18 protein-coding genes are annotated in these 17,368 nt (G+C 64.4%); 6 read left to right on the top strand and 12 right to left on the bottom strand.

Annotation, left to right across the window (positions count from 1 at the left end):
* Nucleotides 1-21: 21 nt before the first annotated feature.
* The 9 genes from rnt to Y887_RS12515 form a co-directional block, all read right to left on the bottom strand.
* Complete coding sequence (rnt, locus tag Y887_RS12555) at nt 22-663, bottom strand: ribonuclease T (RefSeq protein ID WP_104611383.1); 642 nt, start codon at nt 661-663, stop codon at nt 22-24.
* Nucleotides 664-1,352: 689 nt separating this feature from the next.
* Nucleotides 1,353-1,742, bottom strand: coding sequence for an RcnB family protein (locus Y887_RS12550; RefSeq protein WP_046964653.1), 390 nt, complete (start codon nt 1,740-1,742; stop codon nt 1,353-1,355).
* Nucleotides 1,743-1,863: 121 nt separating this feature from the next.
* Nucleotides 1,864-2,574, bottom strand: a complete 711-nt coding sequence (gene phoU / locus Y887_RS12545) for a phosphate signaling complex protein PhoU (protein ID WP_046964652.1) — start codon at nt 2,572-2,574, stop codon at nt 1,864-1,866.
* Between the two features lie 128 nt (nt 2,575-2,702).
* Nucleotides 2,703-3,533: a phosphate ABC transporter ATP-binding protein PstB gene (gene pstB / locus Y887_RS12540; protein ID WP_039420807.1), complete on the bottom strand. Its 831-nt coding sequence runs from the start codon at nt 3,531-3,533 to the stop codon at nt 2,703-2,705.
* Between the two features lie 22 nt (nt 3,534-3,555).
* Nucleotides 3,556-4,425, bottom strand: coding sequence for a phosphate ABC transporter permease PstA (gene pstA / locus Y887_RS12535; RefSeq protein WP_046964651.1), 870 nt, complete (start codon nt 4,423-4,425; stop codon nt 3,556-3,558).
* Complete coding sequence (gene pstC, locus Y887_RS12530; protein ID WP_039420811.1) at nt 4,425-5,399, bottom strand: phosphate ABC transporter permease subunit PstC; 975 nt, start codon at nt 5,397-5,399, stop codon at nt 4,425-4,427. The genes pstA and pstC overlap by 1 nt, the downstream gene beginning before the upstream one ends.
* Before the next feature lie 112 nt (nt 5,400-5,511).
* Nucleotides 5,512-6,603, bottom strand: coding sequence for a phosphate ABC transporter substrate-binding protein PstS (gene pstS / locus Y887_RS12525; RefSeq protein WP_046964650.1), 1,092 nt, complete (start codon nt 6,601-6,603; stop codon nt 5,512-5,514).
* Between the two features lie 336 nt (nt 6,604-6,939).
* Nucleotides 6,940-7,959, bottom strand: a complete 1,020-nt coding sequence (gene pstS / locus Y887_RS12520; protein WP_046964649.1) for a phosphate ABC transporter substrate-binding protein PstS — start codon at nt 7,957-7,959, stop codon at nt 6,940-6,942.
* Between the two features lie 196 nt (nt 7,960-8,155).
* Nucleotides 8,156-9,406 (bottom strand): OprO/OprP family phosphate-selective porin, encoded by a 1,251-nt coding sequence (locus tag Y887_RS12515; protein ID WP_046964648.1) that lies wholly within the window; start codon nt 9,404-9,406, stop codon nt 8,156-8,158.
* Between the two features lie 337 nt (nt 9,407-9,743).
* Between Y887_RS12515 and Y887_RS12510 the strand changes: the two genes are divergently transcribed.
* The 3 genes from Y887_RS12510 to Y887_RS12500 all read left to right on the top strand — a co-directional run bounded on the left by Y887_RS12510 (nt 9,744) and on the right by Y887_RS12500 (nt 12,431).
* Nucleotides 9,744-10,064, top strand: a complete 321-nt coding sequence (locus Y887_RS12510; protein ID WP_181112898.1) for a hypothetical protein — start codon at nt 9,744-9,746, stop codon at nt 10,062-10,064.
* A gap of 115 nt (nt 10,065-10,179) precedes the next feature.
* A complete protein-coding gene (locus Y887_RS12505; RefSeq protein WP_046964646.1) occupies nt 10,180-10,860 on the top strand; it encodes a carbonic anhydrase in 681 nt (226 codons plus the stop codon).
* 11 nt (nt 10,861-10,871) lie between these two features.
* Nucleotides 10,872-12,431, top strand: a complete 1,560-nt coding sequence (locus tag Y887_RS12500) for a SulP family inorganic anion transporter (RefSeq protein ID WP_046964645.1) — start codon at nt 10,872-10,874, stop codon at nt 12,429-12,431.
* 386 nt (nt 12,432-12,817) lie between these two features.
* Here Y887_RS12500 and nth read toward each other — a convergent pair whose 3' ends face one another.
* The 3 genes from nth to Y887_RS12485 are packed head-to-tail and all read right to left on the bottom strand — an operon-like array spanning nt 12,818 to nt 14,696.
* Entirely contained in the window at nt 12,818-13,528 is a 711-nt protein-coding gene (nth, locus tag Y887_RS12495; RefSeq protein WP_046964644.1) for an endonuclease III, read from the bottom strand.
* A complete protein-coding gene (locus tag Y887_RS12490) occupies nt 13,525-13,905 on the bottom strand; it encodes a hypothetical protein (RefSeq protein ID WP_046964643.1) in 381 nt (126 codons plus the stop codon). The genes nth and Y887_RS12490 overlap by 4 nt, the downstream gene beginning before the upstream one ends.
* 8 nt (nt 13,906-13,913) lie before the next feature.
* Nucleotides 13,914-14,696 (bottom strand): enoyl-CoA hydratase/isomerase family protein, encoded by a 783-nt coding sequence (locus Y887_RS12485; RefSeq protein WP_046964642.1) that lies wholly within the window; start codon nt 14,694-14,696, stop codon nt 13,914-13,916.
* Between the two features lie 164 nt (nt 14,697-14,860).
* Here Y887_RS12485 and Y887_RS12480 point away from each other — a divergent pair, with 164 nt between their 5' ends.
* The 3 genes from Y887_RS12480 (at nt 14,861) to Y887_RS12470 (ending at nt 17,343) form a co-directional block, all read left to right on the top strand.
* Complete coding sequence (locus Y887_RS12480; RefSeq protein ID WP_046964641.1) at nt 14,861-15,559, top strand: FKBP-type peptidyl-prolyl cis-trans isomerase; 699 nt, start codon at nt 14,861-14,863, stop codon at nt 15,557-15,559.
* A gap of 117 nt (nt 15,560-15,676) precedes the next feature.
* Nucleotides 15,677-16,474, top strand: a complete 798-nt coding sequence (locus Y887_RS12475) for a CoA pyrophosphatase (RefSeq protein ID WP_046964640.1) — start codon at nt 15,677-15,679, stop codon at nt 16,472-16,474.
* A complete protein-coding gene (locus Y887_RS12470) occupies nt 16,471-17,343 on the top strand; it encodes a sulfurtransferase (RefSeq protein WP_046964639.1) in 873 nt (290 codons plus the stop codon). The genes Y887_RS12475 and Y887_RS12470 overlap by 4 nt, the downstream gene beginning before the upstream one ends.
* The last annotated feature ends 25 nt before the right edge of the window (nt 17,344-17,368 follow it).

Genomic DNA, 17,368 nt, shown 5'->3' with positions numbered 1-17,368 from the left:
CCCCAATCCCCAATCCCGCCCCTAGACAGGCCCCGGCCAGGCATTGGCGATCGTGCAGAACAGCCGCGCGGTCTGTTCGGTGTCGTAGACCGCGCTGTGCGCATCGGCGGTGTTCCAGTCCAGGCCGGCGGCCTGCGCGGCACGCGCCAGTACGGTCTGCCCATAGGCCACACCGGCCAGGGTCACCGTATCGAACACACTGAAGGGGTGAAACGGATTGCGTTTATGCCCCACGCGCGCCACCGCAGCGTTGAGGAAGTTCAGATCGAAATGCGCGTTATGCCCGACCAGGATCGCGCGCTGACATCCGTACTTCTTCACTGCGGCGCGCACCGGCGCGAACACGTGATCCAGCGCGTCCTTTTCCTGCTTGGCGAAACGGAACGGGTGATCGAGCACGATGCCGGTGATCTCCAGCGACTTGGGGTCGATCTCCAGGCCCGGTGCCGGCACCAGGTGCGCGCTGGCGGTTTCGCCGGGGAAAAACCGCCCGTCGGCATCCATTTCGATCGGCACGCAGGCGATTTCAAGCAATGCGTGCCTGTTCCAGTCGAACCCACCGGTTTCCACGTCCACCACCACGGGCAGATAGCCGCGGAAACGCCGCGACATGGGCAAAAAGGAGGGGGCAGGCTGCGGGTCGACCGGTTCGTTCATCCGCATAGCCTAGCAGGTCGCACCCCGGGCTCGGCCGGTGCACCAGACTCGGTCTCTGCGCCGTCGGTCCGGCGAGCCGGTCGACGGGCCAGGCATCGCCGCTCATCGCCATAGACCACCGCGCCGATGGTGCAGTGACGAGGCGGTTGGATCGCAAGGCAGCGGGGGCAATGACGGCCAGCGGCGGGGCTCAGCAGGGCGGACAGCCCGGACGAGCAGTCGTCAACAGGGTCTGAACAGGTCCTGGCAGAAGCGCCGTGCACGCGTGGTACTCGCTCGCGCCGAGCAACGGCTACGTCCATCCGGAGGGGAGCTCAGACCGTGGTGTTGGCTGCCCCAGAATGAAGCCGCGTCCTGATCAGAACGTCGCCTGGCGCCCAGCCGTCCGCACGCGTTTACACCAATAAACCAGCATCGCTTCGGAGCGGCCAACAAAACCACTGCGCCCACCGCCAGGCGGGCGCGGCTGGTGCTCGGTGCGGCATGGACCACACATACACGCCGGTCACTCGTGTCCCTCTCACGACTGATCGCTACGTGTTGCTAGCCGCTCCAGATGCATCGCATGGCCCTCGTTCGATGTGCCACCGGCCGCTGCGGCTTCGCTCCGCCATCCAGAGCACAACTGCACGCAACAAAAGGCCCGATCCGCGTTGCCACGGACCGGGCCTGAAGATGCCACGGATCCGTCGGAATCAGTTTCCGCCGACCACGCTGGCGATGACGCCGGTTGCGATGGCAATCAGGACATACTGATTGTCCACACGCCGCCACTCGTGCCCGCGTGGCGGTTGCTTGAGATGATGCTTGCGGTAATCGGCAACGTGGCTGCCGCGATGATCCTTCGCCAGACGCTCGCCGCGATGGAAGGGCGGGCCATGGCGACCGTTGCGATCATCGTGGTGTGCGCTGCGTCGGTCATCGCGCTTGTCGTTGCGATGATCGTCATGCCGGGCCGGGCCATGATCGTCGTGACGCTGCTCGATGCGGTCGCGATCGCGGTCGTCATGCTGCTGGGGTGCGGCGAACGCGGCACCCGAGGCAAGCAGCGACACGACCATGAAGGATCCAATGAGGCGTTTCATCTGCGTACTCCTGCACCACAGGAACAGCCTGTGCACCCCCACCGTAGGGATGTGAAGCTGAATACGCAATGAGACTGTCTGTCGCCCGATGTCGACGCGCTGTGCCGGCATCGGGCTGCGATCAGATCACGCCGGTGGTGCTGGTCTCGTCGCGCTTCAGACGCGGCGGCAGCGGCTGTTCGCCGTGCACCAGGAACCACACGTTCTCGGCGATGTTGGTTGCATGGTCGCCGATGCGTTCCAGGTTCTTGGCCATGAACAGCAGGTGCGTGCACGGCGTGATGTTGCGCGGGTCTTCCATCATGTAGGTCAGCAGCTCGCGGAACAGTGCGGTGTACTGTGCATCCAGGCGTGCATCTTCGTCGCGGACACGGATCGCCGCATCGGCATCCTTGTCGCGATACGCCTGCACGGCTTCGCGCACTGCATCGGCCGCCATTTGGCCAAGCGCACGCAGGCCCACCGTTTGCGGCAGCGGCGGCGCGGAATTGAGTGCGATCGAGCGCTTGGCGACGTTGGCCGCGTAGTCGCCGATGCGCTCGATATCCGCAGGAATCCGTAGGCCGGCCAGAATCTCGCGCAGATCGCGCGCCATCGGGCCGCGCAGTGCCAGGCGCATCACGTCGTGACTGATCGCGTGTTCCAGTGCGTCGATCGCCTCGTCGTTGACCACGATGCGATGGGCGGCATTGTCGTCGCGACGCTCCACCACATCCAGCGCCGCTTCCAGCTGCGCCACCGCCGTGTCGCCCATGCGCACGATTTCGGCAACAAGACGGTGCTGCTCCTCGTCGTAGCTTTTGACGATGTGGTCGTTGAGGTGCTGGTTCATCGTGTTCTCGATTCTTGGCAGTGGTGGATGTCCGCCTTGACCCTGGCGGTATGGCACGTGATGCAATTGTCGTGCCGGTTTATGCGATGGCGCTGCGTCAGTGCGGCGTTGCGACGGCCCGCCTTACATCAACCGAAACGGCCGGTGATGTAGTCCTCGGTCTGCTGTTTGGACGGCTGGGAAAAAATGGTTTCGGTGCGGTCGTGCTCGATCAGGTCGCCCAGATACATGAAGGCGGTGTAATCGGACACGCGCGCGGCCTGCTGCATGTTGTGGGTCACGATCACGATGGTGTAATCGCGCTTGAGCTCTTCCACCAACTGTTCGATACGGCTGGTGGAAATCGGGTCCAGCGCCGAGGTGGGTTCGTCCAGCAGCAGCACGTCCGGCCGCAGCGCAACTGCACGCGCAATGCACAGGCGCTGCTGCTGACCGCCAGACAGGCCCAGCGCGCTTTGCCCCAGCTTGTCCTTGACCTCGTCCCACAGCGCGCCCTGGCGCAAGGCCTGTTCCACGCGGTTCTGCATGTCGGGCTTGGACAGTTTTTCGTGGTGGCGGATGCCGTAGGCAACGTTTTCGAAGATGGTCATCGGAAACGGCACCGGCTTCTGGAACACCATGCCCACCTTGCTGCGCAGGCGGTTCATCGGGTACTTCGGCGACAGGATGTTTTCGCCATCCAGCAGCACTTCGCCGCGCGCTTCCATCTTCGGGTACAGCGCATAGATGCGGTTGAAGATGCGCAGCAGGGTCGACTTGCCGCAACCGGACGGACCGATCAGCGCGGTGACGCGCTTTTCCGGAATCTCGATGTCGATGCTCTTGAGCGCGTGGTACTTGTCGTAATAGAAATCCAGATTGCGTGCGGCCACCTTCACCGGCGCCTGCGCCGTCGGCGCCCCCTTGGCGGCCGGAACAGCGATGCGATGCATCGGCTTGGCGTTTTGGAGATCGTTCATGTCGGGTGTCCGGAAAGAAAGGTCAGTCATTGGAAATCTTGTTACGCAACAGCAACGCACGTGCGCCCAGGCTTACCAGCAGGACGAACACGGTCAGCACCAGTGCGCCGGACCAGGCCAGGGTCTGCCAGGATTCGTACGGGCTGCCTGCAAACTGGTTCATGATCACCGGCACGCTTGCCATCGGTTGGAAGATGTTGCTGTTCCAGTATTGATTGCCGAATGCAGTGAACAGCAGCGGTGCGGTTTCGCCGCTGATGCGCGCCAGCGCCAGCAATACGCCAGTGAGGATGCCGGCCGAAGCCGCGCGGTACAGCACCTGCACGGTAACCTTCCACTGCGGAATGCCCAGCGACAACGCCGCTTCGCGCATTTGCGCCGGTACCAGCCGCAGCATCTCGTCGGTGGTACGCACCACTACCGGCAGCACGATGAAGGCCAGCGACAACGCGCCTGCAAACGCGGAGAACCGCCCGCCGGTCTGCATCACGTACAAGGTGTAGACGAACAGGCCCAGCACGATCGACGGCGCCGACAACAGGATGTCGTTGACGAAGCGCACCACGATGCCGGCCTTGCGCGCATTGCCGTACTCGGCCAGCCAGGTGCCGGCTGCCACGCCCAGGGGCGTGCCGATCGCCAGCGCCAGCCCGCACATCACCGCACTGCCGAAGAAGGCGTTGAGCAGGCCGCCTTCCTGCATCGGCGGCGGTGTCATCTTGGTAAACAGATTGAGATCGATACCGGGCACGCCCTTGGACAACAAGGTCCACAGGATCCAGGCCAGGAAGAACAGCCCGAACAGCGCGGTGATGCACGACAACAACAATGCCACCACATTGGTGATGCGGCGCCGGTTGTACAGCGATTGCGAGACCGAAGATGCAGACATCAGTTGCCCTCCCGACGCGACAGCTGCATCAGCATGAAGCGCGCAATCGCCAGCACGATGAAGGTCACGATGAACAGCACAAAGCCCAGCAGCAGCAAGGCCGAGCGATAGGTTTCGGTGGCCTCGCCGAAGTCGTTGGCGATCAACGCCGCGATGGTGGTGCCGGGCTCCAGCAGCGAGGGCGACAGCCGCACCGTGTTGCCGACCACAAAGGCCACCGCCATGGTTTCGCCCAGGGCGCGTCCCAGCCCGAGAAATACGCCGCCGATCACCGCAGAGCGCGTATACGGCAGCACGATGTCCCAGCTGACTTCCCACTTGGTCGAGCCGAGCGCGTACGCCGATTCCTTCAGGCGTGTCGGCACGGTCAGGAACACTTCGCGCATCACCGAGGAGATAAACGGGATCACCATGATCGCCAGTACGAATCCTGCGGTCAGCAAGCCGATGCCCAGTGGCGGGCCCTGAAACAATGGGCCGATCACCGGCAGCGTGCCCAGGTGATCGTTGAGCCAGGGCGTCACGTGTTCGGTCATCACCGGCACCAGCACGAACAGGCCCCACATGCCGTAGATGATCGACGGGATGCCGGCCAGCAGTTCGATGGCGGTGCCGACCGGGCCGCGCAACCAGCGCGGCGCCACTTCGGTGAGAAAGAACGCGATGCCAAAACTCACCGGCACCGCGATCACCATCGCAATCAGTGCGGTGACCAAGGTGCCGTAGATCGGCGCCAGCGCGCCGTATTTGTTTTCGACCGGATTCCAGTCGGCGGAATAGAAAAAGCTCAGGCCCTGCATCTGCAGTGCGTGGCGTCCGCCCCACAACATCGACAGCGCGGCGCTGCCGAGCGCCAACAGCACGAACACGACCGTGGCGGCCAGCGCAAGCTTGAACAGGCGATCGGCGCGCGCATCGCGCAGGTCGCGGCCGCGGGGGGCGGTCATCGCTTCGGGAAGGGCGGTGGCATTCATTCGATTGAACTCGTCACCCGCGCACTGGCGGGAGCGTGAGACATCAGGAACGGTGAGGCGCCCACAGGCACCTCACCGCCGCGCAGCCCGCCGCGCAGGCGGGATGCAGGCATTACTTGAACTCGCTGCCCCAATAGGCCTGGATCTGCTTCACCAGCTCCGGCGGCAGCGGCACGTAATGCAGCTCGCTGGCCTGGGCCTGGCCGTTCTCCAGCGCCCACTTGAAGAAGTCCAGCGTCGCCTTGCTGCGCGCCGCGTCCTTGGCCTGCTTGTGCATCAGCATGAAGTTGGTGGCGGTGATCGGCCAGGCCTTCTCGCCCGGCGCATTGGTGATCACCAGGTTGAAGTCCTTGGCATTGGCCCAGTCGGCGCTGGCGGCAGCGGCGGCAAAGCTGTCTGCATTCGGCTCGACCCACTGGCCGGCAGCGTTCTGCAGCGAGGTGTACGGCATCTTGTTCTGCAGCGCGTAGGCCAGCTCGACATAGCCGATCGAGCCCTTGATCTGCTGCACGTACGATGCCACGCCCTCGTTGCCCTTGCCGCCGACGCCACCGGGCCATTGCACGGAGGTGCCTTCGCCGACCTTGCTCTTCCACTCCGGGCTGACCTTGGACAGGTAGTTGGAGAAGTTGAAGGTGGTGCCCGAACCGTCGGAGCGATGCACCAGATTGATCTTGGTCGCCGGCAGGGTCACGCCCGGGTTGGCCGCGACAACCGCCGCGTCGTTCCACATCGTGACCTTGCCCAGGAAGATGTCGCCCAGCAGCGCCCCGGTCAGGCGCAGCTTGCCCGGAGCGATGCCTTCCAGGTTGACCACCGGCACCACGCCGCCGATGGCGGACGGGAACTGGCCCAGGCCGGCCTGCTGCAGCTCGGCGCTATCGAGCGGCTTGTCGGTCGAGCCGAAATCCACCGTGCCCGCCTTGATCTGGGCAATGCCGCCGCCGGAGCCGATCGACTGGTAGTTGACCTTGTTGCCGGTCGCAGCGTTGTAGTCGGCCGACCACTTTGACACCAGCGGGTAGATGAAGGACGCACCGGCACCGGAGATTTCCGCGGCCTTGCTGTCGCTGGCAGTGGCGCCTGCGCTGGGAGCGCCCTTGGCGGCATCGCCGGACTGCGCATCCTTGCCGGGCGAGCACGCGGCCAGGGCAAGGGCGATGGTGAGGGACAGGGCGGTCAGGCTGGCCGACTGCAATTTCATGGAAGCTCCGAGGCTGGATTGGCCGGGTGTCCGGCAGACCACGCTATGAAATGATGTTTTTGTTACACCCGCATGACAGCGCCTTTCAGGAGGGGCATCACAAAAAAAGACGCGGATCGCGGAGGGCATCGCACCCCCCGGGATCCGCGTCCCGGTTCCGACGCCGGGGAGAGAGACGGCGTCGTTCCTGTCGTGCTGAGAGTGGCCAGTCAACGTGACACGCAGGTGTCAGCCCGGCCGGGTGGAGCACGCCAAGCCTGTGCTCGCGCGCAACCACCGTCTTCGACGGCAGCCGCATGCACCTGGCGATGCATGCGGCAGCCTCGCTGCACGCGGTCAGTGCGGCAGGTTCTTGGCCCAATACCCTTCGATCTGCGTCACAAGGCTGTCCGGCAGCGGCACGTAGTCCAGCGCCTTGGCTTGCGCGTCGCCCTTGCTGTAGACCCAGCGGAAGAACTCCAGGGTGTTCTTGAGGCCAGCGGCGTTCTTCGGCTTCTTCTGCACCAAAATGAAGTTGGTGGCGGTGATCGGCCAGGCGTTTTCGCCTGCGGCATTGGTCATCACCAAGTAGAAGTCCTTGCTGTTGCCCCAGTCGGCGCTGTTGGCGGCGGCGGCAAAGGTTTCATCGGACGGCTGCACGAACTTGCCGGCGGCGTTCTTCATCGCGGTGTAGGCCATCTTGTTCTGCAGCGCGTACGACAGCTCGACGTAGCCGATGCCGCCCTTGATCTGCTTCACGTAGGCAGCCACGCCTTCGTTGCCCTTGCCGCCGATGCCGGTCGGCCACTGCACGGCGGTGCCTTCGCCAACCTTGCTTTTCCAGTCCGGATTGACCTTGGACAGGTAGTTGGTGAAGTTGAAGCTGGTGCCCGAGCCGTCGGAGCGATGCACGACGGTGATCTTGCCCTCGGGGAGCTTCACGCCCGGGTTGAGCGCGGCAATGGCCGGATCGTTCCAGGTGCTGACCTTGCCCAGGAAGATGTCGCCCAGGGTCTTGCCATCGAGCTTGAGCGTGCCGGCGGCAATGCCCGGGACGTTGACCACCGGCACCACGCCGCCGATCACCGACGGGAACTGCGCCAGGCCGGCAGCGGCCAGTTCTTCCGGCTTCAGCGGGGCATCGGAGGAACCGAAGTCCACACTGGCCGCCTTGATCTGGGCTATGCCGCCGCCCGAACCGATCGATTGATAGTTGACCTGCTTCTTGGTGGCGGCGTTGTAGTCGGCCGACCATTTGGACATGACGGGGTAGATGAAGGACGCACCGGCGCCGGTGACATCGGCAGCCTGGGCGCACAAAGCCAGCGAAGCGGCGAGCATGCCGACGGCCAGACGGGTCTTGAAGGAGTGGGTCACGGAACAGCTCCAGAGAGGGTAGGGATCGCGACGTCCCGCGGTCGCGCCATTGCAGGGCAAGGACATGACCGCGAGGTGTCGGAGAGATGACAGAAGCAAGATGGCGCCATGCAAACGCGCGCCGGGACACGTCGAAGCGGATCCGTCCACCGCATGCGCTCTGGCGAGCGCATACGGTGGCCAGGGACGAAGACGCTTACCAATAGAACTGCGCGCGCGCCTCGATGATCGACGGGTTGTCATCGACCAGGCCGCGCGTGGCACTGCTGTAACGGGTGCTTTCCACCTTCGCGTAGTCCAGCGCGAACTTGAAGTTGGAGCGCCAGTACCAGTTGGCGCCGACGGTCCACACGTTCATCTTGCCGCCCAGCACGCCGTCCACGAACGGGGTGTTGCCGTTGGCGATCAGGTGACCATCGTTGAGGTCCAGGGTGTCGTAGCGCACGGCCAGCTGCCACAGGCCCGATGCCGGTTCGTTCGGCAGCGGGGTGGTCGGCACACCAGCCTTGTAGCCCCAGGTTTCGCCGGTGATGTTCCACACGCCGCTGACGTACCAACCGTCGCTCTTGTAGTCCTGCGCGTTGTTGCCGATGCGCTTGGCGTTTTCCTGGAAGTACTCGCTCTGCAGCTTGAACGGCCCGGTGACCCACATCGCCTCGGCACCGGCCACACCCACGCGATCGACGTTGGTAATGGCGCCGCTGTCGATCAGGCGGATGGTGGTGAGGTCGGCGTCCGGACGTGCGCGCAGGCGCAGGGTGTCGTCATCGGTGTCGTAACCCAGGTAGCTGAGGCCAAAGTGCAGCACATTGCCGCTTTCGTTGATCGGCGCCCAGGTGCCGCGTGCGCCGTAGCCGCTGCCATGCGCCTGGTTGCGGGTCAGTTCGCGGCCGAACGCACTGGCGGTGACGCTCCAGTTGTTGTCGCCCATGCCGTACGCCACGCCCAGCCGGCGCGAGATGCCGTAGGTGTTGGTCACCGACGCCTTGGAGACGAAGTCGTTGTTCTTGGTGCTGGACAGTTCTTCCAGGCTGTTGGGCTGCTTGAACTGACCGATCTGCAGATAGTTGTTGGCGTTGCCGCCGAACTTGTACTTGATGTTGTTGTCCAGAAAACGACCGGTGCTGCGGATGGTGGTGCCGCGGATGGTCACTTCCTTCAGCACGCTCGGGTCGTAGCCGGCTACCCATTCGAAGTTGCCCGGGCCCTTGCCCTTGAGCACCAGCTCGGCGCGGCGGATGCTGAATTCGGAATTGTCGCCATTGGCGCCGATCGGACCATTGAGGTCCTGCACATCGTTGTGGAACCAGTTGCCGTCGGCCTGGACCAGGCCTTCCAACGAGACCTCCGAGCCGCCGATCATATCGATGGCGATTTCGGCATGCGCGGCGGGCGCGGTCAGTGCCAGCAACAGGGCCGAGCCAAGCAGGGTGGGAGCGAGTTTCATAGATGCCTTGCGACCTGAGAAAGTGGGCGCAGGCTATGGCGTGAAAGTTGCGTTAATGTGACAAAACCACAGAATCGTCATAAATGATTTTTGCCATTAAAGACAAGAGTTTACGAGTGTTTAGACTGTGTCGTCGTGTGTCAAAAATCTGAACGGGGCAGCCATGTGACAGTGCGCTGCATCACGCTGGATTGGCGGCTGTTGCGATCGCCTGGCGTGGCGACCTGAACCGCAGCGCCTTCCTGCTGAACGTATGTGTCAGCTTGTGCAACGCACCACTTGCGCATGCCGCTTCTAAATTGTTAGTTTCGAGGCCATGTTTCCTCGATTCCTCCAATTGCTGCTGGTCTGTCTGCTCGCGCTCACCGCGTGGTCGGCAGCCAATGCACACACGCGCATCCACGATGCGTTGATGGGTGACGGCTTGGCGGTGATGGTGGATGCTGGCGAAGAACGCGATGCAGCAGAAGATCCGCAGGACGAAGGCGATACACAGAGCCAAGTCGATACACATCCTGCAGACGATATCCCCTTGCTCTCCCAAGCATGGCCGATGCTGGCGCGGTATTCCCCTTCTTGGCACGCGCACCATGCGCCGGCAAATCAAAAACGCGACCTGATCCCGCAACTGCGTCCTCCAAACGCATTGCTTGGCTGATCCACGCTGTCGCTGTACCCGGTGCGTTGCGCGCCGGATTTCCTACTGATTTGTTTGTCTTTGCAATTCGCGGTTTGCGCCGCGGATGGCCATTCGTTGCCTAGAGGAATCTCCCATGGAAAGTTTGCTAGAAGGTTTTCGTCATTTCCGTAAGGAAGTGTATCCGCGCCAGAGTGCGCTCTTTCAGGAGCTGGCCGGCGGTCAGAGCCCGCATACCCTGTTCATCACCTGCGCCGACTCGCGCGTCATGCCGGAGCTGATCTTCTCCGCGCAGCCGGGCGAACTGTTCGTCTACCGCAATATCGGCAACGTGGTGCCGCCGTATTCCCAGCATGTCAGCGGCGTGGTTGCGGCAATCGAATACGCAATTGCCGTCCTGGGCGTGCGCCACATCGTGATCTGCGGTCACACCGACTGCGGCGCGATGAAGGCCGTGCTCAAGCCGGAATCGCTGGAAGACGTGCCGTCGGTGGCGGCGTGGCTCAAGCACACCGATGCCGCGCGGCATGTCACTGCCCACCACGGCCACGACCCGGCCAGCCCGGATGCGCTCAGCTGCATGACCGAAGAGAACGTGGTCTCGCAGCTGGACCATCTGCGCACGCAGCCGGTGGTCGCCGCGCGTCTTGCGGCCGGCACCTTGCGCATCCACGGCTGGATCTACGACATCGCCCATGGCGATATCCGCGCCTTCGATGCAGAGAAGGGTGGCTTCCGTCCGTTGCTGGGCGAGAACACTCCCGAAGCCACCCCGCGCCCGCGACTGCAACAAGTCGTTCGCGCTGAACTCGCCTGACGGAGTCGATCATGAACACATCAGGTATCGGCGGATATTTCCGTCAGGGACTGTTCGGGCGTGATTTGTTGTCGTCTGTCGTGGTCTTTCTTGTCGCGCTGCCGTTGTGCATGGGTATTGCGATCGCGTCCGGAATGCCGCCGGCCACAGGTCTGATCACCGGTATCGTCGGTGGGCTGGTCGTTGGCTTCCTGGCGGGCTCTCCTTTACAGGTGAGCGGTCCGGCCGCCGGCCTGGCTGTGTTGGTGTTCGAACTGGTGCGTGAGCATGGCGCTGCCGCGCTTGGTCCGGTGATTCTGGTGGCCGGTGCGATTCAGTTGGTGGCCGGTCTGTGCCGGGCTGGCGTCTGGTTCCGCATGACATCGCCGGCCGTGGTGGCCGGCATGTTGTCGGGCATCGGCATCCTGATCGTGGCATCGCAGGCGCATGTGCTGATGGACGCCGCGCCCAAGGCACGTGGCCTGGAGAACTTCGCCGCATTGCCTGCCGTGTTGTGGCAGGCGGTCAGCGAAGGCACCGGCCGCATGGCGTTGTTCGTGGGTCTGGCGACGATCGGCATCATCCTGGCCTGGGACAAGCTGCGTCCGCAGCGTCTGCGCTTCTTGCCGGGAGCCTTGATCGCGGTGGTCGCGGTCACCGCGACGGCGCAGCTGCAGGGTCTGGACGTCAATCGTGTCGACGTCCCGAGCAACCTGTTCTCGGCGATCAGCATCCCCAGCATCTCTGACATCTTTGGCGTGTTCAATCACACCTTGCTGGTGTCGGCGGTGACCTTCGCCTTCATCGCCAGTGCCGAAACGTTGTTGTCGGCGGCGGCGGTGGATCGCATGCATCAGGGTGCGCGGACGCAGTACGACCGTGAGCTGGCGGCGCAGGGCGTGGGCAATATGCTGTGCGGCTTCCTGGGCGCGTTGCCGATGACCGGCGTGATCGTGCGCAGTGCGGCCAATGTGCAGGCCGGTGCGGCCACGCGTGCGTCGACGATCCTGCATGGTGGTTGGTTGCTGGTGTTCGCAATGCTGCTGCCATGGCTGCTGCGGATGACGCCGGTGGCCTGTCTGGCCGGCATCCTGGTCTATACCGGCGTGAAGATGATCAAGATCGGTCAGGTCAAGGAGTTGGCGACCTACGGTCGTGGAACTGCGGCCATCTATCTGGCGACCACCTTCGCGATCGTGGCGACCGACCTGCTGACCGGCGTGCTGATCGGCTTCGGCCTGTCGCTGTTCCGTCTGGCGTTGCACTCCTCGCGTCTGAAGGTCGAGGTGCGCGAGCACGCGGACAAGAAGGACGAAATGCACCTGACCCTGCAGGGTTCGGCAACGTTCCTGAAGGTGCCGGCAATGGCGCGGACGCTGGAAAGCGTGCCGCCGAACACCGCGCTGCATCTGGACGTGGCCAAGCTGCATCACGTCGACCACGCCTGCATCGAATTGCTGCGCGATTGGAGTCGGAATGCGGCGTCGCGCGGATGCGAGCTCGTGGTGGACTGGAAGGAACTGGACCGACGCGTCGAAGGTCAGCCGACCGTGGAAAGCGTGCCGGTAGACGAACCGCGCAAAGCGGCGTAATCAGTGGCAAACGCCCGGCGTTCGCGCCGGGTGACATCTGTCGTGACCGGATGATGCATGGCGCCGAAAGACGCATCATCCGGTCACGATTTTTTTTTTATGGGGAATCGGGATTCGGCAATGGCAAGCGCAACGGCTTGCGTGTTGACGGCACCAGGGGGGCGAACGCGGATCTGCCTGTCCCTGTTTTGGATGTGATGGCTGTGCTAAAGCATGTCAGCCATGTTGTCTTGAAGCGGCTCACCAGACGTGGCGAGAGTCTCGGGGGGATGTGGGCGGCGTGCTCAGGACCGGAATGTATGAGTCGTACGGCTGCAGCCGCAGCGAGCGCTGGCCGCGCCCGCGGGTGGTGAGCGCAGGCGTTCTTTAGCTGCGCTTGGACCGGGTCAGCGCCTCGAAGCTGGGGGCCGTTCGGGTGGCGCCGCGGTCTTGTCCCGGTAGCGGCACAGGTCGTGGATCACGCAGCCCGGGCAATCGGGTTTGCGCGCCTTGCAGACGTAGCGGCCGTGCAGGATCAGCCAGTGGTGCGCATCGTCCAGGAACTGCGCGGGAATGACCTTGACCAGCTTGTCCTCCACCACGCGCACATCCTTGCCCGGTGCAAGGCCGGTGCGGTTGGCGACACGAAAGATGTGCGTGTCCACGGCCATCGTCGGTTCGCCGAATGCGGTGTTGAGCACGACGTTGGCGGTCTTGCGGCCGACGCCGGGTAGGGCTTCGAGCGCTGCGCGATCGTGCGGCACCTCGCCGCCGTATTGCTCGAGCAGGATGCGGCAGGTGGCGATGACGTTCTTGGCCTTGGCGTTGAACAGGCCGATGGTCGCGATGTAGCGTTTCAGCCCCTCTTCGCCAAGATCGAGAATGTCGCGCGGCGTATTGGCGACCGGATACAGCTTGCGGGTGGCCTTGTTGACGCCGACATCGGTGGCCTGCGCCGACAGCAACACGGCGATCAATAGTTCGAACGGCGTGGTGTATTCCAGCTCGGTGGTCGGGTGCGGATTGAGTTCGCGCAGACGCTCGAACATTTCCTGTATTTCAGGCTTGCGCATGGTGCTGCCGCGACGCGCCGGTGCGGTTGCCTGTGTCGCGTTCATGGCTGCGCTCCACCGGCGGCTTTTGCCTTGGCACGCGCCAGGATGGCAGCAGCCAGTGGCGGCAATGCCGGCGTTGCCGGTTGGCTGGGTGTCGGAGCTGGTGCCCTGCGTGCGTCGCGTTCGGCGGCGCGGCGTTGCAGGCGCGCGGCGCGCGCGCGATAGCGTTCGCGCGCGGCCCAGGCATCGCGCAGACGCCGTTGTGCAGCCAATAACGTGGCGCACACCTGCGGGCTATCGACGTCCAGTGCGTCGTGCTGCGGGTCGGGGAGATACGCCATCAAGCCGAGTGCCAGCGCACGATCGAGATCATCGGCCTGCACGCAGTCGAATAGTTGCAAGGGCAGGGGACGCGGTGCCGATATGGGGTCGAGCGTCATGGCGATGATCAGCGGTTATTGAATTGGGCAGGGCGCTTGTCGAGAAATGCGCGGGTGCCTTCGCGCATGTCGTCGGTAGCGAATAACAGCGCAAATTGCGCGGTTTCCAGCTGCAGGCCTTCTTCGATGCCGCATTCGCCGCCGAACACGACCGCGTCCAGAATGCCGCGCAACGCCAATGGCGCGGCGCTGGCCAGGCGTTGGGCCAAGGCCTGGGTTTGTTCCTGCAAGGCGTCCGGTTCGACGACGCGATTGACCAGGCCCAGTTGCGCGGCGCGCGCCGCATCGATCGGCATGCCGAGCAGGCACAGCTCCAGTGCTGCGGCACGGCCGGTCAGGCGCAACAGGCGCTGGGTGCCCCCGAAGCCGGGAATCAGGCCAAGATTGATTTCCGGCTGCCCCAGGCGGGCGGTGGAGGCGGCGATGCGCAGGTGGCAGGCCATTGCCAGCTCCAGCCCGCCGCCAAGCGCAAATCCGTTGACCATGGCGATCACCGGTTTGGGCATGCGCTCGATCCGGCGCATCAAACGCTGCCCGACCAGTGAGAATTCGCGGCCGTCCATCGCCGACAGATCGCTCATTTCCGCGATGTCCGCACCGGCCACGAAGGATTTGGGCCCGGCGCCGGTGAGGATCACCACGCGCACATCGTCGGCATTGGCCGCGTCCACGAACGCCTGGTCCAACGCCAGCATGGTGTCGCGGTTCAATGCGTTCAGTTTGTCCGGCCGATTGACCGTAATGGTCCGGACACTGGCGTGATCGGCGATCAGAATGAGGTCATTGGACATGGCAGACCCTTGCGAACGTAAAAAAATAGTAAATACGGAACTTCCGAAAGCCTTGCTGGTCATAGCTTTCGTGATAAGTAGCGGTTCGGTATCGCGGCCGCTATCCTAGCGCGTCATCTCAGGCGGCAGACCCGTCCTGTGCCACCACCCTGGAGAATTGTTTGATGAAGTTGCGTTCTATCGCGGTCGCTGTGGCGGCCCTGGCCCTGACGGGCAATGCACTGGCCCAGGACACGACGTCCGAAAAGGGCAAGTTGAGCTATTACTTCGGTTACGACTACGGCAATAACCTTGCCGAGCTCACCGGTCGCGGCGAGCAGCTCGACATCAACGCGGTGGTAAAGGGTCTGCAGGACGCCTATGCCAAGAAGCAGCCGGCGATCACCGCCGACCAGCTCAAGCCGGCAGTCGAAGCGTTCCAGAAGCGCGAGCAGGGCCGTGCCCAGCAGGCCAAGGCCGAGTACGACAAGGCCGCCGCTGCCAACAAGACCAAGAGCGAGCAGTTCCTGGCCAAGAACAAGGGCACCGCAGGCGTGCAGACGCTGCCGAGCGGCGTGCAGTACCGTGTGATCGAGGCGGGCAAGGGCGCCAAGCCGACCCAGGCGAGCACCGTGCAGCTGGAAGTGGCCGGTCCGTTCCCCTTCGGCGACCGCGAGAAGGCGCGTCCGGCCCAGCAGATCCCGGCCATCAAGGTCAGCGAAGTCGAAATGAAGGCCATGCGCGAGACCCTGCTGCAGATGCCGGCCGGCTCCAAGTGGGAAGTGACCCTGCCGTCGGATCAGGCCTATGGCGCCGACCCGCGTACGCCGTTCCCGCCGAACGTGGCCGTGCAGTTCGAGATCAAGCTGGTCAGCGTCAAGTAATTGCGTTTGCTGTTGCACTGACAACGCCGGCCACCAGGCCGGCGTTGTCGTTTTGGCGTCGCCGACTCGCCCGAAGAGACCGATGAAACATCCACGCCGCGTCTGCGGAAACGAGCGATGAGCGACACCGATTCCAATCGCGGGGATCTGCCCAGCCCGTGTATCGGTGTATGTTCGTTGGACGCGCAGTCGCACTGTGTCGGCTGCTTGCGCAGCCTGGATGAAATCGCACGCTGGATGAGCATGAGTGACGCCGAACGCCAGGAGTTGTTGCATACCGTGTTGCCTGCACGTGGGCTGATGGCGGCGCTGCCCGAGTACGCGCAGTTGCGCCGGGCGCTGTATCCGCTGGACACCGCACCCGACGGCCCAGGCTGGAACCATGCCGAACTGATCGACCTGAGCGAAGGGGGCGCATCCGCCGAAGCGGCGGTGCTGTGCGGCCTGGTGCCGCGCGAGCAGGGCACGATGGTGCTGCTGACCCGGCGCACCGACAGCCTGCGCCACCATGCCGGGCAGGTCAGCTTCCCGGGCGGGCGGATGGAGCCTTCCGATGCCGACGCGGCAGCGGCGGCGTTGCGCGAGAGCTGCGAGGAGATCGCGCTGGGTGCACAGCAGGTGCACGCGCTGGGATATCTGGATCCGTTCCTGACCGTGAGCGGGTTCCGGGTGACGCCGGTGGTGGCGGTGATCGATCCCGCGTTCGTGGCCGTGCCGCAGCCGGAGGAAGTGGCCGAGATCTTCGAAGTGCCGCTGGCCTATCTGATGGACCCGGACAATCTGCGCAGCGTGGAGCTTGAGTTCCGCGGCCGTCCACGTCGCGTGCTCGAGTACGCCTGGCCCGGACAGCGCATCTGGGGCGCCACCGCGGCCATTCTTCTCAATCTTCGTCGTCGCCTGGAGCAGGTTGCATGAGTGCCGATCCGAACTGGACCACACTGGTCGATAGCGCCACCCTGGCGTCAGCATTGACGCACCCCCAGCTGCGGCTGCTGGACGCGCGCGCCGCGCCGCCGACCGCCCCCGACCCGCAGGCGGCGCGCAAGGCGTATGCCCAGGGGCATCTGCCCGGTGCGCATTACGTCGATCTCGATCACGACCTGGCCGACCTGTCGCGTGCCGATCAAGGGCGGCATCCGTTGCCGCAGAGCGTCGACTTCGCCAGGCGCCTGGGCGCGTGGGGCATCGATCCGCACAGCCAGGTGGTGGTCTACGACGCAGGCGACGGCAGCATGGCCGCCGCGCGCGCGTGGTGGATGCTGCGGCTGATGGGGCATCGCCGCGTGGCGGTGCTCGATGGCGGATTGGCCGCCTGGCGCGCCGCCGGTCTGGCGCTCACCACCGAGCCGCCGGCAGTGCATGATGGCGCTGCGTACCCCGGCAATTTCGACGCCGATGCCGTGGTGGAGGCCGACCAGATCCTGGCGCGGCTGGAGCAGGCTCCGGGCTGGCTGCTGGATGCGCGCGCAGGCGAGCGCTTTCGGGGTGAGGTGGAGCCGATCGACCCGGTTGCCGGGCACGTGCCGGGTGCGGTGAGTCGCCCGCTGGGTCTGAGCATCCGCGATGGCCGTTTCAAGCCGGCCGACGAATTGCGTGCCGAGCTGTCTGCCTTGCTGGGCGCGTACCCGCCCGAGCAGGCCGTGGTGATGTGCGGGTCGGGCGTGACCGCCTGCCATCTGCTGTTGGCGTTGGAAGTGGCTGGCCTGTCGGGTGCGCGCGTGTACGCCGGTTCCTGGAGCGGCTGGCTGCAGGATCCTGCGCGCCCGGTCGCGACCGCTTCCTGATCAGGCACAATACTGGCAGGAAGGG

It is taken from the genome of Xanthomonas pisi DSM 18956 (assembly GCF_001010415.1).
In the GTDB taxonomy this organism is placed as follows: domain Bacteria; phylum Pseudomonadota; class Gammaproteobacteria; order Xanthomonadales; family Xanthomonadaceae; genus Xanthomonas; species Xanthomonas pisi.
The sequence above is the reverse complement of the archived record's forward strand: the minus strand, read 5'-3'. Positions and strand labels throughout refer to the sequence as shown.